The 24,031-nt window shown below is 44.3% G+C and carries 26 protein-coding genes; 4 read left to right on the top strand and 22 right to left on the bottom strand.

What is annotated here, in order from left to right; translation table 11 throughout:
• Positions 1 to 39 precede the first annotated feature (39 nt).
• Genes C6H00_RS02540 through C6H00_RS02530 form a run of 3 tightly spaced genes read right to left on the bottom strand, consistent with a single transcriptional unit; the run spans position 40 to position 2,584 of the window.
• On the bottom strand, positions 40 to 498 hold the full coding sequence (locus C6H00_RS02540; protein WP_104749465.1) for an S-ribosylhomocysteine lyase: 459 nt from the start codon (positions 496 to 498) through the stop codon (positions 40 to 42).
• A gap of 11 nt (positions 499 to 509) precedes the next feature.
• Entirely contained in the window at positions 510 to 1,652 is a 1,143-nt protein-coding gene (locus tag C6H00_RS02535; protein ID WP_104749736.1) for a cystathionine gamma-synthase, read from the bottom strand.
• A 17-nt stretch (positions 1,653 to 1,669) separates the two neighbouring features.
• Positions 1,670 to 2,584: a PLP-dependent cysteine synthase family protein gene (locus tag C6H00_RS02530; RefSeq protein ID WP_199769154.1), complete on the bottom strand. Its 915-nt coding sequence runs from the start codon at positions 2,582 to 2,584 to the stop codon at positions 1,670 to 1,672.
• 80 nt (positions 2,585 to 2,664) lie between these two features.
• On the opposite strand from C6H00_RS02530, the gene C6H00_RS02525 reads away from it, so the two are divergent.
• From C6H00_RS02525 to C6H00_RS09050, 3 genes are all read left to right on the top strand, one after another.
• Positions 2,665 to 3,114 (top strand): hypothetical protein, encoded by a 450-nt coding sequence (locus C6H00_RS02525; RefSeq protein WP_104749463.1) that lies wholly within the window; start codon positions 2,665 to 2,667, stop codon positions 3,112 to 3,114.
• A 712-nt stretch (positions 3,115 to 3,826) separates the two neighbouring features.
• Complete coding sequence (locus tag C6H00_RS09055; RefSeq protein ID WP_324728330.1) at positions 3,827 to 4,525, top strand: cache domain-containing protein; 699 nt, start codon at positions 3,827 to 3,829, stop codon at positions 4,523 to 4,525.
• Positions 4,526 to 4,658: 133 nt separating this feature from the next.
• Positions 4,659 to 5,624, top strand: a complete 966-nt coding sequence (locus C6H00_RS09050) for a methyl-accepting chemotaxis protein (RefSeq protein WP_324728327.1) — start codon at positions 4,659 to 4,661, stop codon at positions 5,622 to 5,624.
• Positions 5,625 to 5,680: 56 nt separating this feature from the next.
• Here C6H00_RS09050 and C6H00_RS02515 read toward each other — a convergent pair whose 3' ends face one another.
• The 14 genes from C6H00_RS02515 to alaS form a co-directional block, all read right to left on the bottom strand.
• Positions 5,681 to 6,322, bottom strand: coding sequence for an ATP-binding cassette domain-containing protein (locus C6H00_RS02515; RefSeq protein ID WP_104749462.1), 642 nt, complete (start codon positions 6,320 to 6,322; stop codon positions 5,681 to 5,683).
• Entirely contained in the window at positions 6,319 to 6,933 is a 615-nt protein-coding gene (locus tag C6H00_RS02510) for an ATP-binding cassette domain-containing protein (RefSeq protein ID WP_104749461.1), read from the bottom strand. Before C6H00_RS02510 ends, C6H00_RS02515 begins: the two co-directional genes overlap by 4 nt.
• Positions 6,926 to 7,717: an ABC transporter permease gene (locus C6H00_RS02505; RefSeq protein WP_199769153.1), complete on the bottom strand. Its 792-nt coding sequence runs from the start codon at positions 7,715 to 7,717 to the stop codon at positions 6,926 to 6,928. The genes C6H00_RS02510 and C6H00_RS02505 overlap by 8 nt, the downstream gene beginning before the upstream one ends.
• Positions 7,705 to 8,679 carry an ABC transporter permease gene (locus C6H00_RS02500; protein WP_267891989.1) on the bottom strand — a complete coding sequence of 325 codons (975 nt, stop codon included), beginning with the start codon at positions 8,677 to 8,679 and terminating at the stop codon, positions 7,705 to 7,707. Before C6H00_RS02500 ends, C6H00_RS02505 begins: the two co-directional genes overlap by 13 nt.
• A complete protein-coding gene (locus C6H00_RS02495) occupies positions 8,654 to 10,189 on the bottom strand; it encodes an ABC transporter substrate-binding protein (protein ID WP_104749460.1) in 1,536 nt (511 codons plus the stop codon). The genes C6H00_RS02500 and C6H00_RS02495 overlap by 26 nt, the downstream gene beginning before the upstream one ends.
• A gap of 127 nt (positions 10,190 to 10,316) precedes the next feature.
• Positions 10,317 to 11,081: a rod shape-determining protein MreC gene (locus C6H00_RS02490; RefSeq protein WP_233704374.1), complete on the bottom strand. Its 765-nt coding sequence runs from the start codon at positions 11,079 to 11,081 to the stop codon at positions 10,317 to 10,319.
• A 123-nt stretch (positions 11,082 to 11,204) separates the two neighbouring features.
• Positions 11,205 to 12,242: a rod shape-determining protein gene (locus C6H00_RS02485; RefSeq protein ID WP_104749458.1), complete on the bottom strand. Its 1,038-nt coding sequence runs from the start codon at positions 12,240 to 12,242 to the stop codon at positions 11,205 to 11,207.
• 13 nt (positions 12,243 to 12,255) lie between these two features.
• The gene (gene clpX / locus C6H00_RS02480) at positions 12,256 to 13,596 is read right to left on the bottom strand and encodes an ATP-dependent protease ATP-binding subunit ClpX (RefSeq protein WP_104749457.1); all 1,341 of its coding nucleotides are present in this window, start codon (positions 13,594 to 13,596) and stop codon (positions 12,256 to 12,258) included.
• Positions 13,593 to 14,393, bottom strand: coding sequence for an acyl-ACP--UDP-N-acetylglucosamine O-acyltransferase (gene lpxA, locus C6H00_RS02475; protein ID WP_104749456.1), 801 nt, complete (start codon positions 14,391 to 14,393; stop codon positions 13,593 to 13,595). Before lpxA ends, clpX begins: the two co-directional genes overlap by 4 nt.
• A 2-nt stretch (positions 14,394 to 14,395) precedes the next feature.
• Positions 14,396 to 14,887, bottom strand: coding sequence for a 3-hydroxyacyl-ACP dehydratase FabZ (fabZ, locus tag C6H00_RS02470; RefSeq protein WP_104749455.1), 492 nt, complete (start codon positions 14,885 to 14,887; stop codon positions 14,396 to 14,398).
• Between the two features lie 65 nt (positions 14,888 to 14,952).
• On the bottom strand, positions 14,953 to 15,498 hold the full coding sequence (locus C6H00_RS02465) for a YbhB/YbcL family Raf kinase inhibitor-like protein (RefSeq protein WP_104749733.1): 546 nt from the start codon (positions 15,496 to 15,498) through the stop codon (positions 14,953 to 14,955).
• Between the two features lie 81 nt (positions 15,499 to 15,579).
• Positions 15,580 to 16,533 (bottom strand): NAD(P)-binding domain-containing protein, encoded by a 954-nt coding sequence (locus C6H00_RS02460; protein ID WP_104749454.1) that lies wholly within the window; start codon positions 16,531 to 16,533, stop codon positions 15,580 to 15,582.
• Between the two features lies 1 nt (position 16,534).
• Positions 16,535 to 16,732, bottom strand: a complete 198-nt coding sequence (gene ccoS, locus C6H00_RS02455; RefSeq protein WP_104749453.1) for a cbb3-type cytochrome oxidase assembly protein CcoS — start codon at positions 16,730 to 16,732, stop codon at positions 16,535 to 16,537.
• Positions 16,732 to 19,344, bottom strand: a complete 2,613-nt coding sequence (alaS, locus tag C6H00_RS02450; RefSeq protein WP_104749452.1) for an alanine--tRNA ligase — start codon at positions 19,342 to 19,344, stop codon at positions 16,732 to 16,734. The genes ccoS and alaS overlap by 1 nt, the downstream gene beginning before the upstream one ends.
• A gap of 110 nt (positions 19,345 to 19,454) precedes the next feature.
• On the opposite strand from alaS, the gene C6H00_RS02445 reads away from it, so the two are divergent.
• Positions 19,455 to 19,784: a hypothetical protein gene (locus C6H00_RS02445; RefSeq protein ID WP_104749451.1), complete on the top strand. Its 330-nt coding sequence runs from the start codon at positions 19,455 to 19,457 to the stop codon at positions 19,782 to 19,784.
• On the opposite strand, the gene C6H00_RS02440 is transcribed toward C6H00_RS02445, so the two are convergent.
• From C6H00_RS02440 to C6H00_RS02420, 5 genes are read right to left on the bottom strand one after another with little or no spacing between them, the layout of a single operon-like run.
• A complete protein-coding gene (locus C6H00_RS02440) occupies positions 19,767 to 20,078 on the bottom strand; it encodes an SEL1-like repeat protein (protein WP_104749450.1) in 312 nt (103 codons plus the stop codon). The genes C6H00_RS02445 and C6H00_RS02440 overlap by 18 nt on opposite strands.
• Positions 20,079 to 20,118: 40 nt before the next feature.
• Entirely contained in the window at positions 20,119 to 21,396 is a 1,278-nt protein-coding gene (locus tag C6H00_RS02435; protein WP_199769170.1) for an RNA polymerase factor sigma-54, read from the bottom strand.
• Positions 21,396 to 22,118: an LPS export ABC transporter ATP-binding protein gene (gene lptB, locus C6H00_RS02430; protein WP_104749448.1), complete on the bottom strand. Its 723-nt coding sequence runs from the start codon at positions 22,116 to 22,118 to the stop codon at positions 21,396 to 21,398. The genes C6H00_RS02435 and lptB overlap by 1 nt, the downstream gene beginning before the upstream one ends.
• Positions 22,111 to 22,530 carry a tRNA (adenosine(37)-N6)-threonylcarbamoyltransferase complex ATPase subunit type 1 TsaE gene (gene tsaE / locus C6H00_RS02425; protein ID WP_199769151.1) on the bottom strand — a complete coding sequence of 140 codons (420 nt, stop codon included), beginning with the start codon at positions 22,528 to 22,530 and terminating at the stop codon, positions 22,111 to 22,113. The genes lptB and tsaE overlap by 8 nt, the downstream gene beginning before the upstream one ends.
• Entirely contained in the window at positions 22,527 to 23,990 is a 1,464-nt protein-coding gene (locus tag C6H00_RS02420; RefSeq protein ID WP_104749447.1) for a DNA polymerase III subunit gamma/tau, read from the bottom strand. The genes tsaE and C6H00_RS02420 overlap by 4 nt, the downstream gene beginning before the upstream one ends.
• Positions 23,991 to 24,031 lie beyond the last annotated feature (41 nt).

The raw sequence follows: 24,031 nt of genomic DNA, 5'->3' as shown, positions 1-24,031 counted from the left end.
CAAAACAGTAAAGTTAACATTTAATAATGCAACACCCCCCTAAACCCCCACCTCAGACCACTCATTCCGTTTGGCCAAAAAGGCGCGTGCGAGGGCTTGTGCGCCCTCTAGGCTGTGGTTGGCTGCCCAACCGCATTGGACTTCATTGCACGCGGGCACTTCTGTCGCCTTGAGCACATCTTGCATGGTTTTTTCTAAGAGTCCTAAAATCTCTTGGTAATTGTCATGGTTTAACACTAACAAGTAAAAACCCGTCTGACAACCCATAGGCGACCAATCCAGCACATAATTAGCGTGGTTGCGAATCAACTCGGCGACCAAGTGCTCCAAAGAGTGCAGACCGGGCATGTCCATGTGTTCTTGGTTGGGCTGCTTTAAACGCACATCGTATTTAACGATTACATCCCCATATTCTCCTCTCTTGCGATCGGCCACACGCACATAGGGGGCTTTGACTTTAGTGTGATCCAAATTGAAACTCTCTACATTCATTTTCATGTTTTGCTCCTTTAATCTAATTTAGCTAGGGCTTGCTCTAAATCCTCTAATAAATCTTGACCATCCTCAATGCCTACTGATAGGCGCACTAACCCGTCCTTGATCCCTGCAGCCTCGCGTTGCTCTTTGGGAATGCTCGCATGGGTCATTAATGCCGGGACACCTACCAAGCTCTCCACCCCGCCCAAACTCTCGCCTAAGATAAACAATTTGAGAGCCTCTACAAAGGGGATCGCTCCGCTATCCTCTTTGAGCGTGAAAGAGAGCATTCCGCCAAACTCGCGCATTTGTTCTTTAGCCAGTGCGTGGTTGGGGTGGGTGGGCAGACCGGGGTAGTAGACTTTTTGCACTTTGGGGTGTGCGCTTAGAAACTCAGCCACACTCAGGGCGTTTTTTTGATGGGCTTGCATGCGTAAAGCGAGAGTTTTAATGCCCCTTTGTAATAACCAACTATCCCAAGGTCCTAACACCCCCCCAATGGCGTTTTGAAAAAAAGCGATCTGCTCAGCCAGTGCCTCGTTGTTGGTAGTAACCAGTCCAGCGACCACATCGCTATGTCCGCCTAAGTATTTGGTGCCACTATGCACCACAATATCCGTGCCTAGCAATAAAGGGTTTTGGCAATAGGGGGTCGCAAAGGTATTATCTACAATAGTCAGCAAGTTATGCGCTTTGGCGATGCTGCTACAGAGTTTGAGATCGGTGATTTTGAGCAGGGGGTTGCTGGGGGTTTCCAAATATAGGGCTTTAGTGTTGGGTTGAATCGCCTTTTCTATTTGAGTGGAGTCGCTGGTGTCTATAATGCTATAAGTAAGCCCGCCCTTAGTGAGCACCTTATCAAAGAGGCGGAAAGTCCCTCCGTAAATATCATCGCCCAATAACACATGATCGCCTTGTTGCAAGAGAGAAAACACGGCATGGATGCCCGCTAATCCAGAGGCAAAGGCAAAACCCTTCACCCCACCCTCTAAATCTGCGATGAGTTCCTCGAGGGCAAAGCGCGTGGGGTTGCCTGAGCGCGAGTATTCATAACCCTTAGGTCGCCCCACTCCCTCTTGGCGGTAAGTAGAAGTCTGATAAATGGGCACGCTCACCGCGCCCGTTGTGCCATCCTCACTGATCCCCCCATGAATAAGTTTTGTTTGCATACGCATGTGATTTCCTTTTTTCATCAATAAATACCCTTAGAGAGATAACGATCCGCCATGTCCGGGAAGATTGTCAAAACCACGCTTCCCTTTGGGAGGCGTTGCGCCTCACGCAGTGCTGCCACAAACGCTGCCCCACTAGAGCTCCCCACTAATAAGCCACTTTTTCTAGCCAACTCTCTCGTGCAATCAAACCCCTCTTGATCCGTGATGGTTTCAAAGCCGTCAATCTCTAAGTCTGCAAAAAATGGGGGGATGAACTCCACCCCAATGCCCTCAATCTCATGGGGTCCGGGCTCTCCCCCATTTAAAATCGAACCCTCTGGTTCTACCCCAATCAGGCGTAAAGAGGGGATTTTTTCTTTGAGATATTTAGCCACACCTACAAAGGTGCCCCCACTCCCCACTCCGGCTACAAAGCTAGTAATCTGAGTGCCCAGCTCTTGGATAATCTCTGGCCCTAGGGTGTGGTAATAGGTTTGGGGGTTGAGCGGGTTTTCAAATTGCAGGGGCAGGTAGCTATTAGGGATATTCTGGGCTAACTCCTTGCTCTTGGCGATTGCGCCCTTAATGCCTTGATCAGTGGGCGTGTTGATCACTTCTGCGCCCAAAGCGCGCATGATTTGCTGCTTTTCTAGGCTAAATTTTTCCGGGACAACAAAAATAGTCTTTAGGCGGTGCTCTAGGGCGACTAAAGCTAGGGCAATGCCCGTATTGCCCGCCGTGGGCTCAATAATGGTTGTCTGGGGGGTGATTTTGCCCGTTTTAAGCCCCTCCTCTATGAGGTATTGGCCTAAGCGGTCTTTAATGCTCCCTCCCGGGTTTAAATACTCCAATTTGGCATAGATCACCGAATCCTTTAAGATAGGGTAATGCTGGCTAGTGAATTTAAAAATGGGGGTAGAACCTATTATCTGTGTCGTTGTGGCGATGATCATCATTTTCTCCTATTAAAAAGTTTAGCCTATAATGCAAATTGTTAAAATAGCATTAAGAGGTAGATGATGTTAGAAGTGACTTGGAATACTGGGCAAAGAAAGGCGTTTCAGGGATTCTTGGGGGGCTTGTAGAGTTAGTAGACAAGGCACTAAAGGAGGGGAGAGAAAAGGGGGAAAACCCCAAGCTTCCCAAGTATCGCAGACTTCAAGGGGATTTGAATGTATTTTTAGCCAAGTGGGGTTATGTGTGCCGTGTTACTCTGGGCATAGGAAACTTGTCTGGAACCCCGGGAATGGTCATTACACGCCAAGATATTTTGGGGAAAGGGTTTGTTAATTACTCTAAAAAGTCAATTCCGAGTGCTAAAAAGAGGTTTCGTATTTGTTTCTGGCGTGGACATGAGCAGCTCAAATATGATGAGGGACTTTACTTTGGCATAAATTGCGCAGATTGGGAACAACCTGATAACAATCTAGAAGTATGCAAGAGATGTCTTGCATACAAAAAAATTAGGCTTATATCATGGTGATGCTGAGTTCAAGAAGTCTATAGCTTCTTTAGAAGAAGCTATAGATCGCTTTTTGGAATTGGTGGCTAAATTTAATGCGATCCCCAAGAGGATTTTAAACCACGGCCATATTAAGGGAGCTGTTGGGATGGAGCCCACATGATGTGTTGTCAAAACGTCCTGTCCACTCTCTGCTCTATTCGGGTACAAAATCGTATTGTAAAGGTCACGATTTTTTTACTGTTGTTGAGAATCTAGAGCACCTTAAAAAGGACATTTAAGGACTTTTTAGAGGTTCAACTTTTTTGACAACATCCCCGTCGCATATTTTAAGATCAATGCAAAATCCCAAAGTCGAAAGTGGGATTTTAAGTGGATATGCCAAATTGTGCTACAAAACTATTAAGACTTTTTTAAAGAGAAAAAATCATTTTTTTAGGCAAAGTGTAAATCAGATTGGTGATTTACAGAGATTGTAAATTTTGCACTCTCCCTACTTTGGCTTGAAAACTGTACAGGTGTCGATTTGCAAACCCTTTTAAGAAAAAGAATTTTAAACAGAATCAAAGAAATCTTAGTCTATCGTTTTTTTTAGTAATTCTAGTTTGGGGAGTTGGCTATGTGTATTAAGGACACCTTTTCCATTATCTCCCCCCCCCCCCCCCCAGTGTTGTTCTAAGCAATTTCGGTCGCTCCAACAACTCAAAGGAACAGCATAAGATTGGGGGATTTGATGCTACAAAATAAAAATATTCCTTCCATCAAGAAGACAACAGGAAACACCACTTCTTTTTCGCTAGGCAAGCAGATTGTCGCGTTATGGATGCTTACCATTTTGCTGATGGCGGTTACTCTCTCACTCTTTGCATACAACAATAGGGAATCTGTCAAGCGTGTGGACCAATTAGTCAGCACAGATCTGGGCGTAATGCTGGGCGAAAAACTCAAACTATCCGTAGACGCGATGAGCTTTGTCATCTCTAGCGCGCTCAAAAATGTGTCCACCCCAGAGGCCAAAAAGCGCATAGTTGACAATCTACTTAAAGGTTTCCGTTTTGAAAATGACCGATCGAGTTATTTCTTTGCCTATGAAACCTACACCACTATTTCTACTGGCAACCCTAAGTTCCATGTGGGCACGAGTATGGAAAATTTTCAGGATAAAAATGGGGTGTACTACATTAAAGATCTCTATAATGCGGCTATGGCGGGAGGTAAATTTGTCTACTACATCGCGCCCAAGCCTCTTCCAGATGGGGGCACTCGCCTATGCAAAAGATTTCTTATGCACAAAAAATTGAAGGAGTGTCCAATTTGTGGATTGGAACAGGGGTGTATATGGACAATGTGCAACAGCGTACCCACGCGATCACCTCTGATATTAAACACGATCTCAGCCAAAAATTTTACTTCTATGTCCTGGTTATTTTGACTTTTTTGCTGATGGTGGTCGTGCCTTCATATTACCTCTTTTATCATAAGATCACCGGAAATATTCGCGCTCTCAACGGAGGACTTAAAGATTTTTTGCCTTTGTAAATTACGAAAATCAAGAGGTCCCCAAAGTGATCTCTCTACGCTCTAAAGACGAGTTAGGCGAGATGGCACGCGCGCTCAACCATAATATCCAAGAAGCACTAGGACATCTCCAAGCCGATCAAGCCCTCTCTAAAGAAGCGTTAGTGGTTTTAAATGGGGCGCGCACGGGGGATTTCACTAAGAATATCCGCACCCATGCAATCAACCCCGAGCTCCAGCATTTAGGGACCAACCTCAACGATTTTTCTAACTTCTTGAGCATGATTTTCCGCAATATTTCTAACACCATTGAAACCTACTCATGCAATGACTTTAGAGGTAATATGGACACCTCCAATTTACAGGGTGGTTTTTTACAGCTGGCCAACAATATTAACACTTTGCAAAAGAGCATAGTGAACTCCCTCCAGCACTCCCTAGATGTCGCGCATGCCCTCCATCAAGAAACCAACTCTCTTAATGAAAGCACTTCTCGCCTCCAAGATGCCTCTAAACAACAGATGGAGTCTTTAGAGCAGACAGCCAGCGCATTAGAAAAAATCACAGAGTCGATGCAAAATGTGAATATCAAGAGTCAAGAGATGATCGAGCAGTCTGAGGGTATTTCCCACATTGTGATTATTATCAATGAAATTGCCGAACAGATCGGTCTGCTAGCCCTAAATGCTGCCATTGAGGCCGCACGCGCGGGCGAACATGGGCGTGGATTTATGGTAGTCGCCGATGAAGTGAGAAAACTTGCCGAGCGCACCCAAAAGTCTTTAAGAGAGATTGAGGCTAATACCTCCGCGCTCACCCAGTCCATTAATCAAACCGCCTTCATGATCGAGGAGCAGGCAGAAAACATCACCCAAATCAACATGGCGATGGAATCTTTAGAGGAAACGATGGCACACAACACCCAAATAGCCCAAACTTCCTCCGCCATTAGTCAGAATGTCCAGCGCATCGCTCAAAACATCTTAGATGAAGCCAATAATAAGAAGTTTTAGGCATGCCAATCTTTCGTAGGATATTGACTATAAGAGAGTTTAAAAGGTTATTAGGCTCACTCCACTAATCTCCCCTTTTTTAGGATCAAGTGGCGTTTGAAATACTTTTGAGCAATAGGACCATCATGGGTGATGCAGATGATAGTGGTGTTGAAACTTTTTTGATAATCCATGAGCACATCCATGATTTCGTATTTTAGGCGTTTATCTAAGGCACTGGTAACTTCATCTAAGAGCAAAATAGGAGCTTGGGTGAGCATGGCGCGCGCGATCCCTAATCTTTGCCTCTCTCCCCCACTAAGTTCTCTGGGAAAAGAGCTTAAAAGGGCGGGTTTGAGTCTAGCGTGCTGTAAAATCGTTTCTAAAAGATCATGGCTTTTAAAACGCTGGCACACACTGCTTAAGAGCGCACTCACGCGTTTAGCTGGATTTAGAGCGTTGAATTGATCTTGAAACACATATTGAATTGTTTGTCTGAATCGTTTGTGCGGGATTGTAAGAACATCCTCATTTTGGTATAAAATCTGCCCCCCATTAAAAGACTCAAGGCGGGCGATACATTTAACTAAAGTGCTCTTGCCACTCCCACTAGCCCCCATCAACGCCACAGCCTCCCCTTTGCGAATTTCCAAATAAATATCTTGCAGAATGCGCTCCTCCCCATAACTCTTTTGTAACCCCACTACCTGCAAGCTCATCCAAAATACTCTTTCTTAGACCCAAAATAAGCCATCTGCCCACTTTCTAGCACCAACACCTCTTGGCAAAGTTTGAAAGCCACTTCTTCATCATGGGTGATCACCACTCTTTGGGCATTTAATCCTAGCAGTAATTCTATAACACTATTTGTATTGGCACTATCTAGCGAGCTTGTTACCTCATCTAGCAAGAGGATTTGCACCTCTAGGGCTAAATTGAGCGCAATTTGCACACGACTAGCCATGCCACGACTAAGCTCATAGGGGTAGAGTTGCCACACTTTAGCAGGGACACTCAGACGCTCAAAGATCCCAAACGCCTTTTCTAGCTTATCTTTTAGCACCATCTTAAAGGTGTCCTTAATTTTAAGATAGGGAAAAAAGCAACTGATACAATCCTGAAACACATAACCCGCGCGTGCATCTGTTTCTAGTTTTGTGTAGCTAAGTTTGAAGTGAGGGGGCAAAATGCCACAAATTGCCTTACACAGCGTGCTTTTACCACTTCCACTACTCCCCAAAATGGCTAAATGCTCAGATGTGCAAAAGCTCACCCCTTGCAAAATAGCCCCTTTAGGGGTGCTCACTTGTAAATGTTCAACTTTAATCATGCTCACTCACCCAATCGCCTGCCCAAGACAAGACAAACACCACGCTAAAAACCGCCAAACCCGGAACCAACACCAGCCACCACACCCCCGTAAAAATTGCTGCAGAGGCTTCATTTAGCATATTGCCCAAACTCGCCTCCCCCACCCTAAGCCCTAAGCCAAAAAAACTCAAAAGTGCTTCTGCGCTAATCGCATGCGCGCATGTATTCACAAAGAGCACAAACACGCTAGCCTTAGCCACGGGCAACATTTCAGAAAACATGAGCGCAAAACGCCCCGCCCCTAGTCCCCTTTCATTTAGCACAAACTCGCAGGTGCTGATATTGGCAAAGATATCATAGAGCACTTTTGCCATATTGCCCCACAAAAACAACGCCAAAAGCCCGCTTAAAGCTAGAATGCTAAAGCCATGCGCGCTAAAGGCACTGAAAAGCAAGATGAGTAATAAATTTGGTAGGGACAAAAAGCCATCTAAACAGCGCAATAAAACCCCCCGCGCCCATTTGGGGGCATTGAGAGTAGTGAACACAAATATAAAGGCGATCAATAACGCGAGTAGTCCGCTTAAAAGCCCGATTAAAATTGAATTTCTCAGACCAAATAAAAGTCTGGAAAACTCGTCCCTACCTAAAAAATCTGTGCCCAAGAGGTGAGTAGTGTTTGGGGGTAGTTTGAGCATGTCTAAATTGACCTGCGCAGGATCAAAGGGGGCACAAAGGGGCAATAAGATAAACACAGCAAGCACCAAAAGAGCATAGAGAATGATCTTTTTCAAGCGCGCCATCTTGGATTTAAGATTTTTGCCACCACTTCCACAAAGAGATTAAAAATCACAACTACAAAAGTGCTTAGCAAAATGATACTTAGAGCTAGGGGGTAATCTTTGCTCAATAGGGCACTAATAGTGGTGCTGCCCAGCCCACCGATAGAAAACACGCTCTCTACTACATAAGTGCCCCCCAAAATCCCAGCCACATTGCTCCCAAAATAGCTCACAATGGGCAGTAGAGAGTAGCGCAAGACTAATTGAATGATATTGCCCTCACTCACCCCCCATGAGCGATAGCTGGTAATAAAGGGCTCTTTGAGGGTGTCTAGCACCACTGAGCGCACTAAACGGGTGTAAATGGCTAGGTGCGAGAGAGTGAGCACGGCTACAGGGAGCACCATATGATGCACTAAATCGCCCAAACTTGGCTCTGCTCCTAACTCATAGACCCCTGAGCTAGGAAAAAAGCCCAACAACACGCTAAAGATCATAATAGCCATCAAGCCTAGCCAAAAACTAGGGATGCTAAAAAAACCCAAAGTGGCAAACATGATCGCTTTGTCCCACAGAGAATCTTTAAAAAACGCGCTCAAGCTCCCTAATAAAATCGCTAAAATAAAGCTCAATATAAAACTTGTCAGCCCTAAAATAAGAGTGTAGGGCAGGCGATCTTTGAGAATATCAGCAACCCTCTCCCCACTAGCCAAGCTCACGCCCAAATCCCCATGCACAGCCCGCCATAACCATTCTACATAGCGCACTAAGAGAGGGCGATCCAAGCCTAGATTAGCTAGCATACGCTCTTTGATGAGAGGATTAGCTGCCTGAATGCTATCTCCATAGACTCCAGAAACCACGCTCCCACTAGAAAAATCTAGCATTACAAAGATCACAAAACTAAAAACCCCTAGGAGTAAAAATACCCCAGCCACCCTTTTAAGAATAAAGAAACTAATCTTTGCTCCATGTGGCGACATCATAAGTAAAGCGCGCGCCGTGATGACCCAAGATTGTAGATTTTAGGCCATGGACATTGCTCCGATAAGCTAGCGGATAGCGCAAATAAACAAGGAAGGCAAAGGGGGGATTATTGTGCAAAGCCTGAATGAATTTAGCATACCAAAACTTGCGCTTAGAGTTTTGATCGGTGGTGCGCGCCTTTAGCAAGGCTTCGTCTACAGCTTTATCATGGTAGTGGTTGTAATTCCAGCCATTTTCATTAGTGCTCGCATCCATTTTAGAGCTAAACACTCGGTAAGTTTGCACATCCGGATCCAAAGGGCTACCCCAGCCGATGATGAAGCTATCTACTTTATCAATTTCAAATGCGCCATGATTTTTGATGATGGCATTGGCTTTAATGCCAATTTTAGCTAGCTCGCTTTGCAATATTTTAGCTAGGGCAACTCGGAGCGGGTCGCTATTAAAAGCGTAAATATCAAACTCTAAAGGCTTACCATTCTTATACAAGAGTTTACCCTGCAACTTCCACCCATCTTTGGTTAAAATCTCTTGGGCTTTCTTGGGGTCATAGGGGTAGGCTTTGGCGTTTTTATCATTAGCCCAACTGACCTGAATAGGGTTATTGGCTACAAAACCATAGCCGTGCAAAATCTTTTGAGCGATGAGGTGGCGATCGATGGCGTAATTAATGGCTTGTCTGATTGCCAAAGATTTCAAGAGGTCGTTATGAAAATTAAACATCAAAGCCCGGTAATCCGCACTCTTCATGTCCATAATTTTAATGTGGGGATCATGTTCTAAGCCCTTAAGCAGATTGGGCTCAACCAAAGCGACATCCAGCGCGCCATTTTTAATCTCATAAGTGCGCACATTGTAATCGGGCACGATTTTTAAAATCATCTTTTTGGTTTTGGGTTTACCCCTATAAAAATGCTCATTAGCCACAAAGCTAATATAGCTTCCCTTTTGCCACTTGAAAAATTTAAAAGGACCTGTGCCAATGGGGTGTTGGTTATAAGAGTCTGTGTTTAAGTCTTTCCCCTCTAAAAGGTGTTTGGGCAACATGCCAATGCTGAGCGCGTCTAAAAGCGGAGGAAAGGGGGTTTTAAGGGTAATCTTTAGTGTGTAGGGGTCTAAGATGTCTACGCTCTTAATCTCTTCAAAACTTGCGCGCGCGGGGGCGTTGAGCTTGGTGTTTAAAGCCTGCTCAATGGTGAATTTCACATCTTGCGCGCTAAATTTTTGCCCATCATGCCAGAGAACATCTTTTCTTAAATGAAAAGTCCAAGTTAAGCCATCTGGGCTGACCTCCCAACTTTTAGCCAAATCCGGCTCAATTTTCATATCCGCACTGAAACGCGTGAGTCCGCTAAAGACAAAATCTAGCGCGCTGTCATGGTCTTCATCAAAAAGAGGGTTGATACGGGTCGTTTCATTTTCAATGCCGATCACAATAGTATCTTTAGGCGTGGCAGCGAAAACCTGTGCAACAAATAAGCCAACTAGGAAAAGCTGTTTGAGCATAGAGTTCCTTTGAATACTATGTTTGAATTATTAGTATTATTTGTTGAAGAATTGGTTAATAGAGCTAGAATCAAAGATTCTCGAACGACCCAAATATGTCATAGACTAAGCCGCTTTCATGATAATTTTAAATTTGTGGGCTGGAAGGCGGGGGCGGTAAAACTACAAGAGTGGTATAAAAAAGCATGCGATCTAGGTGTTCAAGTTGCAAGAGGGCTTTTTTGTAGGTGTAATGGTTGGTAACTTGCGCCACCTTGCCTACAAAAATCCCCGCACTAAAGATACCATCAAGCCCACTTGTAACCACTATGTCTCCCGCTTTAATGGGTGCATAAGCAGGCAAGAAATCTACATAGGTTTTAAAATTTTGATTGGTAATAAAGCCGTAGTAAACCTTCTCTCCACTCTTGATCGCCACACTATAGCTTGCCTGCGCATCCCCATGTAAAAGCCCTATAAAACGCCCATTTCTCCGAATGGCAATCCCTATGGCGCGTCCAAAAGCCACCATGCCAAAAATTTGATCGCGCGGGTAAGTGCCTTGCACATCTAGGAATATCTCATAGGGGTTATTGAGCTGCGCAAAACCATAAACACGGGTGAGAAGAAAATGGGGCTTTTGGTACAAAGACATATTGTCTTTTTCAGACGCACAAGTGGGCGGGGCAAGAGTGGCTAAAGTTTGCATCGCATCTGGAGCGTTTGTAGAGGGCGAAATATGCTCTAAATGGGAGAGATCATGGACTTCTAGGGCGAGCGCTTGATTACGCACATTGAGATCGGCATAGGAAAATTGTAAACGCCGATAAGCTTCTAATTGAGCTTGGTATTTGGCAATGGTAGCGGCCTGATCAAAATGTCTTTGGTAGGCGTTGGCAATCGCCTCACGCAATTGCGAAAACCCTATTTTAATTTTGTCGCTTAAAAAGCTACTAGACCCTCGAATATTAAGTACCCAAAATACACAAGCAATAAGGACCAAAATAAGTATGGTGCGCTTGTGGAGCACGGATGTCTACAAATCTCCCAAACTACTTAAGAGATCCAAATCCTCAATGGCACGACTCGTGCCCCGCGCTACAGCTAAAAGAGGCTCTTCGCCCACAAAAACGGGCAATTTAACAATGTTGCTCAAATATTTATCTAATCCCCTAATGAGCGCGCCTCCACCCGTGAGCACCACGCCATTTTCTACAATATCCCCAGCTAAATCTGGTTTGACTTCCTCTAAAACCGCTTTGAGCGCGTTGCTGATTTCTCTAATTTGCTCTTTGATCGCCTCGCGTACATCTTCGCTACTAAGAGTAATGGTATTTAAAATTCCACTGACCTGATCGCGTCCGCTCACTTCCATTGTTAAGGGCGGGTTAAGTTCAATAGCCGATCCGATGGCAATTTTAATCTCTTCACCCGTGCGCTCTCCAATTTGCAAGTTATAGGTTTTGCGCACATAATCTACAATACTGGCATCGAGTTTATTGCCTGCCACACGGATACTCTTGCTCACCACCAGCCCCCCTAAGCTGATAACCCCAATTTCAGTTGTGCCTCCTCCAATGTCCACAATCAAGCTCCCCTGTGGGTCTTTAACGGGCAAGCCTGCTCCAATAGCTGCTGCCATAGGCTCTTCAATCAAGAACACTTCACGCGCACCCGCGCTCATAGCACTTTCTTTAACTGCCTTACGCTCTACGCTAGTGAGGCCATAGGGCACACAAACCATAATGCGCGGACGAATCAAGGCTTTTCGTTGGTGGGCTTTTTCAATAAAGTAGCGAATCATCTTCTCAGTGATCTCAAAATCGGCGATCACTCCATCTTTCATGGGGCGGATGGCTTGCACCCCAGCGGGGGTTTTGCCAATCATCTCTTTAGCTTCGCTACCCACGGCTAAAATTTCTTCCATGCGATCGTATTTGTTAAGTTTAACGGCTACAATGGAAGGTTCATTGATAATAATGCCCTGCCCTTTGACAGAAACCACAGTATTGGCTGTGCCCAAATCAATGGCGACATCATGCGAAAAAACACCAATTAGTTTATTGAGGATCATAGACTTCTTTCTCTTAAGATGGCATGGGGAGGGTTTTATTTTTTTTGATGTAAAGAGGTTTTTCGGTCTGCAGAACACAACCTTTGGTGATGACCACTTGGTAATCTTTTAAGCTAGGCAGATCAAACATCACATCTAAGCTAAAACTCTCAATAATGGATCGTAAGCCCCGTGCCCCTACTTTGCGCTTAATAGCTTGATTGGCGATCTCTTCGATGGCTTCTGGTTCAAATACCAAATCCACATCATCCATCTTGAAAAGTTGCTGGTATTGTTTGATAAGGGCGTTCTTAGGTTTGAGCAAAATATCTACCATCGCTTCCTTAGAGATGGGTTTGAGGGTCGAGATCACGGGCAAACGGCCGATAAGCTCCGGAATCAACCCATAGTTAATCAGATCCTCAGGACCTACCAAGTGCAAAATGTCTTCTAATTGTTCTTTGGTCTTTTTCTCATTACCAAAACCTAACACATTGCTATTAATGCGTCTCTTGATGATGTCCACAATCCCATCAAACGCCCCTCCGCAGATGAATAAAATATTGGTCGTGTCAATCTGCACAAAGTTTTCATTGGGATGTTTGCGCCCGCCTTTAGGGCTGACATTCACCACACTGCCCTCAATGATCTTCAGCAGAGCCTGCTGTACACCCTCTCCAGAGACATCGCGCGTGATAGAGCGGTTTTCTGAAAGGCGCGCGATTTTATCGATCTCATCAATAAAGACAATGCCTCTTTGAGCGCGCTCTACATCTCCATCGCTGGCCTGTAAAAGACGCGTGAGGATATTTTCTACATCTTCACCCACATAGCCCGCCTCTGTAAGACTGGTCGCATCGCTAATAGCAATGGGGATATTTAAAAAGCGCGCCAGAGTTTGCGCCATGAGGGTTTTTCCACTTCCTGTAGGACCAACCAATAAAATATTTGATTTGGAAATCTCTACATCTTCAAGTGATTGGCTTTCAGAGCTTGTTATTCTTGGGCGTTGCTTTTGCTTCTCCTGATGATTGAGTCTTTTATAGTGGTTATAGACAGCCACGCTAAAAACCCTTTTTGCCTCCTCTTGACCCACGACATAATTATCAAGAATTTCTTTAAGCACATTGGGCGAAGGAACAAGAGTATCCGAAGATTTGCTAGCCTGAGGCAGAGAGTTTTCAATGCGTTCTAGGCGTTGGAAATCTAAAGCATTAGGGTGCAGGTCTGCATGAAGCTCTTTGTAAAGGTACTCAATGCAATACTCGCAAATATGAGTATCTTTACCTGACTTGCGCGAAGAAAAAATGAGGCGACGCTGGTAACTTAAAGTGCTCTCAGGCTTATTGCAAAAACTACAATAACGGGTATTCATGCATCCTCCTGAATCAGGTGTGCGGCTTTAAATGCCACACCCCGCTCGCTTTCTAAAATGAAACCACAGATTTCTTGAGCATGGGGATTGTTGGCGTATGTCTCAAGTAACTTGGTGGCGTTATCGCGGATCGAAGAGTCTTTACAATCAAAAAGCTGTTTGTAAAGCGTGCTGATAAAATCAATTTCGCCCCCTTGTAAGAGTTTGCGCATGCGATGGCGATTGATCCCCTTGATAAAAGCACGATTCCCCTCTACAATGCAATAGGGGGGCACATCCTTACCTAAAGCACTTGCTCCAGCCACCATGCACCCCTTAGCGATGCGCACAAATTGGTGAATGGCGGTAACCCCGCCAATATTGACAAAATCCCCCACTTCAATATGTCCAGCTAAAGTTACACTATTAGCCAAAATACAATGATTGCCAATCTGACAATCATGAGCGACATGCACATAGGCCATAAGCAAATTATCATCGCCAATACGCGTAACCCCACCCCCGCCCTCCGTGCCCGGGTTGATCATGCAGTATTCCCGAATGAGGTTGCGCTCCCCGATGATGAGTTGGTTAGATTCCCCATGGTATTTGAGATCCTGGGGAATGGTGCCCAAAGTGGCGCAGGGAAAAATGGTGGTGTTCTTCTTAATAGTCGTGTGGCCCAAAATTGTAACACCATTATAAAGTTCCACGCCTTCTTCCAAGATTACATTTGGCCCGATCACACAAAAATGCCCAATACGCACACTTGGGGCGATACGAGCTTTGGGATCAATGATGGCCGTATTTGCAATCATGGCTACTCTCCTTCCCCTCTCTTACCACTCTCTTTGTCTACAATCATGGCCTTTAGCTCTGCTTCTGCCATGATTTTGTCATTCACCCTAGCCGTACCGCCCACCTGCCAAATCATACCCTTATGCTTGAGCACTTCTAAGTGGTAGTGGAGCTGATCCCCCGGGGTTACGGGATTTCTAAATTTCACCCGATCGATGGTCATAAAATAGACCAGCTTGGTGCGCGCCACCTCTGGGTCTACGCCAAAAAGGCTCACAAAAGCCAAGAGGCCACCTGCCTGCGCCATGCCCTCTACAATGAGCACACCGGGATAAATGGGCTTGCTAGGGAAATGCCCCATAAACACCTCTTCATTGAAGGTGATGTTCTTGTAAGCGTGCACCTGTTTGTAGGTTTGCAAGCTCACCACGCGATCCACCAACAAAAAGGGGTAACGATGGGGGAGAATCTGAGCGATGGCATGAATGTCCATCTCTAGCACACAATCTTGCATACTAAAGCCTTTACGCAGAGTTCAAATAAAACCCTAAATCTAGCATGCCTAAGTTTAAAACTCTATTAGCGCGCCATTTTGGGGTATTTGAATTCCACACGCCCCAAGCCCAAAATATGCCCTCTGATCGCATCATGCAGGTCGCTAATAAAAAAGGGAACTTTCAAATTTACATGCTCTATATCCAGCGCATAAACCTGAATAAGGTAGTGATGATCAGCATTGGGAGGCATAGGACCAATATAAGTACTATTGGCCAAGTTAGAGGTGTGTTTTTCCTCAGGGCTTAAAGAAGAGCGTAAATAGCCCTCTGTGAGCGAGTTGACCCCTTGAGCGATATGTTTGTTTTCTAGAGAGGCGTTTTCTGCTAATTTTGTGCCCTTGATATTGCCCACTACCCAGTGGATAAAGGACTTGCCTACCACCGGAGCAGCATCATCATCCACAATTTCTAAGGCATAACTTTTAGCTCCGGGTACAGCTTCCCAGCTAATTTCTGGAGATCGCTTGGGTAGTCCATGATCTAAAAACTGCGCGGGCGCGTTGCCTCCAAACTTGAGGTCTAGGAAGCCTTGATCGTTGGTGTGTACAAACACTTTAAAGAGTTGCATGGATTTTCCTTTCTGTGTGGGTTGGGCCTGTAGGGGTACAAACAACACCCATAAAGCGCAAAGATAAAAGAGAATTCTCACTTAGAGTCGATCTTTGATCGCTCGAGCCACTTCAAAGCCCGCGTTCAAACCAATCCCAATGCTCGCTCCGGATTTGTAGACAATATCGCCCACAATGTAGAGATTAGCAATACTGCTTTCATGTTCAGGGCTCACTAAGGGTAAATTGCTCTGGCTCAAAGCCACCTTGCATTTTTTCAAAAACTCTAAAGGGGTAGAACCCCCAATCGCAAAGAGGACGCGATCGTAAAGTTCATGCGTGCCGTCCTTAAAATGCACCTGTACTTTGCCATCTGCCCCACTTAACCCCTCAATGTCCACCCCCAATTTTTGCCCCAAATTGCGCTCAAAGGCTTCCTCTAAGGCACTTAAATTCTCCTCATTCACGCGACTAAAGGTGCTTTGGCGGTAATTAAGTGTGGTGTTATTAGTGTTGGCTAGGGCGATGGCGTATTCCACCGCCGAATTACCCCCACCCACAACCAACACATCTTCTTTTTCTTTGCAGTCATTAATACTATAGACCACTTGACGCATCACCTCTACAGGAATGGGATAAGAGGGGCGGTTAGGCTGTCCCATTTTCCCAATGGCGACCACCACGCTTTTAGTCTTGAATACTTGATTAGAACCGCTCATGACCTCAAAATGCGTGTCTTTTTTGACCACATTCTCAATACCCATCTGGTAGAGTACCTCAACACCATGTTCTATCAAAGCCTTTTCCATCACTTCTAGCGCGCCTTCTTTGTCCGTGTCGCCAAAGGGAATATGCCCCTTAATGTCCACCACCTGCTTGCGGTAATCTTTGTCCACTCGTTTATGTGCTTTGTAATACTTGCGAATCATCCCGCAACTCTGCGCCTCTTTTTCACATAAAAGCACCTTTGCAATCCCATTGAGCTTGCATTCTACCGCGCTGGCAATCCCACTAGGCCCTGCTCCTATCACCACAACATCGTATAAATCGCTCATACTATCCTTTCTTCTTAGACTTAAGCTCTTCTTGCTTGGCCGTATTCAGATCGCTAGGGCTATCATAGAGCAAGACTTCTAGCATCTTTGTTTCATCATTGAATTGTTTACTTCTTAAACCCCAAAGGAAAATAAGTAGCCCTACTAAACCTAAAATTAACGAAACAAAAAGCATTAAAAAAAGAGTGTTAGTATGCATTAGCGTGCCATTGCCTCTAAAATTTTTTCTTTAAGAATTGCTTCAATCTTCTCGACAGCTTCAAGCTCCAAACCTTGTTTATGAGTTACGACAATCGAGACAAAATCTTTTTTGCCACCACCTTTAAGACCATATTCCAAAGTTTCTAACGCGCTTCTTAAAAGAGCTAATAGGGCAAGCATATCATCCCCACCCACAGACTTTAAGGAAACTTCTAAAGACTGCTTTTGAGTATTGTGGTGGAGAAACACCGCAACGAGAGGTTTTTGTTGTTTCTTATGAGTATCTACTAGGCTAAAAAACTCCTTAATATCCTCTTTTTGAGCTCTTAAAATGGCCAGTTGCTTATTGGCGATAGGATGCCAACGCACCAAATGCAGACAACTTTTTTTGATCGCACCGGCGGTTTGCTTGCTGTCTAAGGCTTTAAGAATGTCTTGAGTCTTGAGTCTTTGGCGTGCCTCTTTAAGAATCCGTCGTTCCGTAGCAATAAAGTTGTAATAGGCTTTTCCACACACCGCCTCAATGCGCCTAACTCCCGCACTTACACTAGAGCTCTTTGTGATGGCAAAACCTCCAATATGTGCGCTATCAGCCACATGTACACCCCCGCATGCCTCTAGGCTATCGGCAATCTGGACAACCCGCACCTCTTCTAGGTATTTGTCCTCAAAAAGCATCACAGCACCACATGCTTTGGCCTGTATAGTATCCAAATTTTGGACATTCGTGCGCGCACCTTGAGCAATCTGTGCATTAACGAAATCTTCCACATCGGTTAACTCCAATTCGCTCAAAGCACGATAAAAACTAAAATCAAAACGCAAGCGATCGGCCTCTATGTGGCTACCCTTTTGCTGGATTTGCACCTCTCGTTTTTCTGCCTGTGCAACCCTACTTAAAACCTCTTTAAGAGCAAGATGTAATAGATGAGTAGCACTATGGTGTTTAGCAATCTCAGCACGATCATGCACCTTAGCATTAACAACTTGCCCCACCTTAAGTGCCTCTATGCACTCTATCAAGCTAACATTTACAAGACCCATTTTTTGTGTGTCCAAAACCTTTGCAACTGGCTTGTTATGATTATCTAACAACACGCCTTTATCTCCAACAGGCCCCCCTCCTTGAGGATAAAAAGGGGTTTTTTCTAGTACCACATAGGCCTCTCCCTCTTTTACAAATTCTACAGACACCATCTTCCCCTGCACATTGAGAGCGTAAAGAGCCTGTACACGAGTTTGCAGATTTTCGTGAGTATAGCCCTCAAAGACATTAGGATCTAAAGTACTTAAATCTAAAGATTTTAAAGCGTCCTTTGTATCGCTCTGTTTAAACTGCGAGCGTTGTCTTTGTTCTTGCATGCATGCCTCATAGCCGGCCAAATCGACTTCTATATTTTTCTCACGCAACATATCCATTGTCAAATCTAAGGGGAAACCATAGGTATCATAGAGTTTAAAGGCCACTGCTCCACTAAAAATTCCATTGCATTCGCTTAACGCCGTTTCAAAAAGGTGCATGCCTTTAGTCAAAGTGTTCAAAAATAGCTCTTCTTCAGCACGACACTCGGCTTCTAAACTTTGTTTATGTTCCAATAAGATCGGATAATCTGACATCAAAAGGCAAAGACTGCCCAAAATCTTATAAAAGAAAGGGTCTTTAAGTTCGCGTCCCTTAGCATGTTCTAATAAGTAGCCATGTCTTAACGCACGGCGCAAAATACGGCGCAATACATAGCCCCGCCCCGTATTGCTAAAATACACACCCATTGCCAATAAAAAAGCTACACTTCTAGCATGGTCGGCTAAAACCCTAAAGGACTCTTTATGCTCAGCATAGGGCAGATCAAACACCTCTTCAATGCGTGTCATCAAAGGCTTAAATAAAGAAGAGTCAAAGTTATTTTGCACCCCCTCTAACAAAGCCTGCACCCTCTCTAGCCCCATACCCGTATCAATGCAGGGCTTGCTTAAGGGAGTGAGTACACCCTCTTTGGAGCGATCGTATTGCATAAAAACCAAGTTCCAAATCTCTAAGAAGCGATCCCCCTCGCCCCCGAAATAATCCTGCTCAGAATGGAAAGCCTGTGCGCCCTGATCGATATAAATTTCACTGCAATACCCGCAAGGCCCAGTATCCGCCATTTGCCAAAAATTGTCCTTATCCCCCATTTTCTTAATGTGATCGGGGCTTACAAACTTTTGCCAGAGCTGATAAGCTTGATCGTCCTTCTCATGTACGCTAATATAAATATCTTTGTTGTGAAACCCTAGAGTTTTATGCACAAACTCATAGGCGTAAGAGATCGCCTCTTCTTTGAAGTAGTCAAAAAAGGAGAAATTTCCTAACATCTCAAAGAGAGTATGGTGGCGGTTGGTATAGCCCACATTTTCTAAATCGTTATGTTTCCCCCCTGCGCGCATACACAACTGGGCACTAGTGGCGCGTGGGGTGAAAGGCGCACTTGTACCCAAAAAAATATCTTTAAACTGGACCATACCTGCATTAGTAAAAAGCAATGAGGAGTCTTGGGGTACAAGACTGGAGCTAGGCACACGCATATGCCCAAGAGCTTCAAAATAATCCAGAAAAGCATTCTTAATATCCATGGAATTCTCCAAATTTCGCATTATAGCACATTGCCTCGTAGTTTCTGTTAGATTTTGATTATTTTTAAAAAGTTAACATGAGATCACGAATTCTAAAAAAAGGATTTTATATGGATGTGTTAGTCCAAAATATTAAACAGGAAAATCTGTCAGCTCTCCTAGAATTAGCTAATAAATTAGGTTTTAGTGTAGAAGTCTTTGAACCTAAGCCTAGCGATCTCGAGATTTTTGCATGCACTCCTGCAGATGGAGCGACTATGGCACTAAAAGAAAAAGAATGTAGGCACGAACCTAGACCACACAATTCTAGGATTTGCAACTCTTATTACAATCCTCTCAACACACATCGAAGAGACCACAAACACCATACAGAAAACGCGCACAATCGCCACCACAGAGACCATGGTGGCCACAATGGCCCCTCAGAGCCATTTCTCTAGGGCGCGAATCGCCTCCAGATGGGATTCTTCTTGCCCCTCATAAGTTTGGTAGCGTTTGATTGCCTCAGTGTAGAGACCCTTGGCTTTTTGGAGGTCTTTAGCGACACCTAGACCCGCTTCATAAGCTTTTCCTAAGGCATAAAAGGAGTAGCCAAAGTCGCTTGTGTCTAAGGCGATGCGCTTAAAATGCGAAAAGGCTTGCAGGTAGATGTGGGCTTGATGGGGGTTTGTAGGGGTACTCATGCTGGTAAATAAAGCAAATAAGGCATCATCGCTTAGTTTCAATGTCTCCATAGGCTTCCTTTAAAAAAAGAGGATTTTAGCACGCCTTGACTTAAGGTGCACGCAAACTATAGAGTTTTTTGCGTTCCGAAGAGCTAGCAATGTTTAAAAGTTTGCGGTATTTAGTAATGGTACGGCGCACTATTTTAAGTCCAAACTTATTTTCAACCAATTCCAACAATTTTATATCACTCAGAGGGTGCTGTGGGTTTTCTTGCTTGACACTCTCCAAGATAAAATCCTTGATAGAGGCATTAGAAATATCTCCCTCTAGTGCTGTTGTGAAAAAATTTTTAATGGGGAAAATACCTCTGTTACATTCTAAATATTTGTTAGCAATAGCGCGTGAAATCGTGCTGGTTGAATAACCAAATTCATTAGCAAGATCTACCAAGCGCATAGGCTTGATCTCTTTGCCTTGAAAAAAATCATATTGGTACTCCACAAGCATTAGACCAATTTTTAAAAGCGTTTGTTGGCGCATTTGCAGAGCATCTACTAAATCCCTAGCTTCTTTAAGTTTTTCCTTGAGATAGCCACAAGACTCCTTGATATTTAACTCCTCGATTACAATTTGGGGATAATAGGCATCGTTGAGACGCACAGAAACCTCGCCATTATCTTCGCAGATGAAGAGGTCGGGGATCACGGGTAAAGACATGCCACTAAAATCAATGGCAGGAGGGGTTTTAAAGGAAGTGATCACTTTCATTGCCTTATGATAGTCCTCTAAATGACTAAAATCTTTATGCTTTTCAAGGTGGTGTATAATCTCAATACAGAGATTGTAAGTGGGTGTATCCAATTCATCGTGATGAGCAAGTTGGAACAAAAAGCTCTCTTCTAGCCCCAGTGCCCCTACACCGGGCGGGTCTAAATAGGCAAAGCGTTGCCGCACCTTTTCATAATTTTCTACAGAAACACCTAAGGCTAAAGCCTGCCCCTGTATATCTCCTTCAAAATACCCTTCCGGATTAAGATTATCGATAATATCTGTGGCAATCTTTAAAGAAATCTCTGTAGGGAATAGGGGAGGCAAGAGTTGCCAAATCAGAGCTTCATAGAGAGTTGGAGGGCGCACGCTCAAACTCTCAATTTTATCACTCATGGTGTTTTTAAGGCTAGGACGGAGGGGCTTGTAAAATTTCTGGGTACTAAAATCTGTGTTCAATGCGCTTTGTACACGCACACAAGGATTATCTTGTACATAAGCTTGCAGAGTTTCTTCGATTTCTAAAGGCCCACTTTGCAAAATAGGTAACCAACTCTTGAGCGTAGCAGAAAGCTTGCCTTTGGGGGTGGGGGTGGGGGTGGGGCGTAAAATGGCCATCATGCTTTAAAATGCTCGCCTAAGTAATGTTTTCTGACCAACTCATTTTCATAAATTTGATCACTACTGCCACTGGCTAACAAGGTGCCACTTTTAATCACATATGCCCGATGGCACACACTCAAAGTTTCACGCACATTATGATCGGTAATGAGTACGCCAATATTCATTTGTACAAGTCGATCGATGATTTTTTGAATATCCAAGACTGCAATGGGATCGACTCCTGCAAACGGCTCATCAAGCAAAATAAATTTAGGATTTTTAATAAGAGCGCGTGCAATCTCCACGCGTCGCCTCTCCCCCCCGCTCAAAGACATGCCCTTGCGATCTTGAATGGCTTGAATATTAAACGCTTCTAGCATTTCCTCAATGCGCTGCATGGCTTCCTTAGAACTTTTAAAAGTGGTCTGAGCAGCCAGCATAAGATTATCCAAAACGCTCAAATCCTTAAAAATGCTCGATTCTTGAGGCAGATAGCCAATTCCTAGATTAGATCGTTTATGTAAAGGATAGCTAGAAAGATCGATGTCATTAAGGGTAACTTTTCCTCCACTAGGTTGCAAAAGGCCACAAATCATATAAAAAGTAGTGGTTTTGCCTGCACCATTAGGGCCTAACAACCCTACTACCTGTCCACTCTCCACTTCTAAAGAAACATCATGCACAATCTTAGTTTTTTTAATCTGTTTGCTCAAATTGATCGCACTAAGTTTATCCATTATTGAACCTATAGCAACAAAGATGATCTTTTCTCTCTAGCGTGATGACAAGCACTTCAAAACCTGCTTGGATCAGTATTTTCCTTAAAGTCTCCGTTCCCCATTCTACAAAATGCACTCCCACATGTTGCAAATGATCCAAAACCCCCATCAACAAAAGTTCTTGAACATCTTTGCGGTAAAAATCATAATGGTAAATCTCAAAGTCGCCTCCGGGGTAGTGATGCGCCAAAGTAAAAGTGGGCGAAGTTGCCCAGAGAGCATGGTGGCGTGTACAAAAATGCTGCACTAAAGTTGTCTTACCACTGCCTAGATCACCTCGCAACAAAACGATCGTGTGCACCTTGCACCACTGATCTAAATAATCCAATACTAGATTTAAATCCTGCAGCCCTGCTGTAATCTCTTTCAAGATTTTTCCACCTTGACATCAATAATCCCCAAATGCTCTTGCATCGCTCCTACTAAATTGGAATTTTCTTGCATAAACTGCTCGCGCAAATTTGGAATTACTGGAGGGGGAGTTGAAGAAGAGGCAGAGGGAGAGGGAGGAGTAATTTTTAGGGCTTGAACCTGCACGCCCTCGCCAAAGACCTCTACTACAAGTTGTTTAATCAATTCAAAGTTTTGCATCAAGATTTCTTTAGAAGAGGTATCAGCACTCGAAACCCACCAAAGAGTCTTGTTTTCAAAAGCATGGAATTGGACAAATTTTTTAAAGAGGTCGCCTAAATTGGGATTGTGGGCATGAATCCTTGTAATAAGTTTCTCAAAAAGTTCCTGAGGGGTGAGCTGTTTGCGTGATGTGGGGGTTGGTGCTGGGGTTTGAATGGCTACTGGCGTAGGGCGTTGGGAGGCTGATGGTGCTTGGGGTGCGAGCGTTGCTTGCATTTTGAGCACGCTCAGGGTTAAGACAAAATCCCCATCTGCACCTGCATGCAAAAGAGCTTTAGCTTGAGCCAAAACACCCATCCACGCGTCCACTAAAGCGATTGGAAAGGTTTTATGAAGCAAGGCTTCTTTAAGAAAAAGAGACATCTCATCAAGCACTATCTGTGGATCGTATTCCTCAAAAAGGGCCAAAGAGTCGCAAACGCGCTCCGGATTATCCCTAAGGGTTTGAAAAAAATCATGCAAAACTTGCGCATCCACCAGACCTAACATTTGTGTGATCCTCTCAAGAGTGAGAGAGCCCGCGCTATAGCTAATGGCTTGTTCTGTGAGGGTTAAAGTATCTCGTAAACTCCCTCCCCCACTTCTAGCTAATATCTCTAAAACCCCTTCTTGATATTCCACTCCTTCTAAATTTAAGATGTGTTGCAAATGCGCTACAATGACTTTAGAGGGGATTTTTTTAAAATGAAAATGTTGGGTGCGGCTAAGAATGGTGGCGGGGAGTTTGAGTGGGTCTGTAGTAGCCAAAATGAATTTCACATGCGCGGGGGGTTCTTCTAAGGTTTTTAAAAGTGCGTTAAAAGCCTCTTTAGTGAGCATGTGCACTTCATCAATGATGAAAACCTTAAAAGCCCCCATACTAGGTTGGTACTTGGTTTGTTCGATCACATCGCGGATGTCTTCAATGCGTCGGTTAGACGCGCCATCCATTTCAATAATATCTAAATGCTTATTCTGCAATGCATCCACACAATTAGCACAGACATCACAGGGAGTACTAGTAGGGGCTTTTTCGCACTGCAAGGCGCGGGCAAAAATACGCGCACTAGAAGTCTTGCCCGAACCCCTAAGCCCACTAAAAAGATAGGCATGCGCCAAACACCCTCGCTCTAAAGCCAAACTTAGAGTTTTAGATACACTTTCTTGTCCTGCCAAATCCTTAAAATGTTTAGGGCGGTATTTGAGAGCTAGAACCACGAGCGTCCTTTTGGATTTGTAGCATTATAGCCTATTTGTGC

The sequence above is a fragment of the Helicobacter cynogastricus genome, from assembly GCF_900197855.1.
GTDB classification, from domain to species: Bacteria; Campylobacterota; Campylobacteria; order Campylobacterales; family Helicobacteraceae; genus Helicobacter; species Helicobacter cynogastricus.
This window is presented reverse-complemented; position numbering and strand designations above follow the sequence as displayed.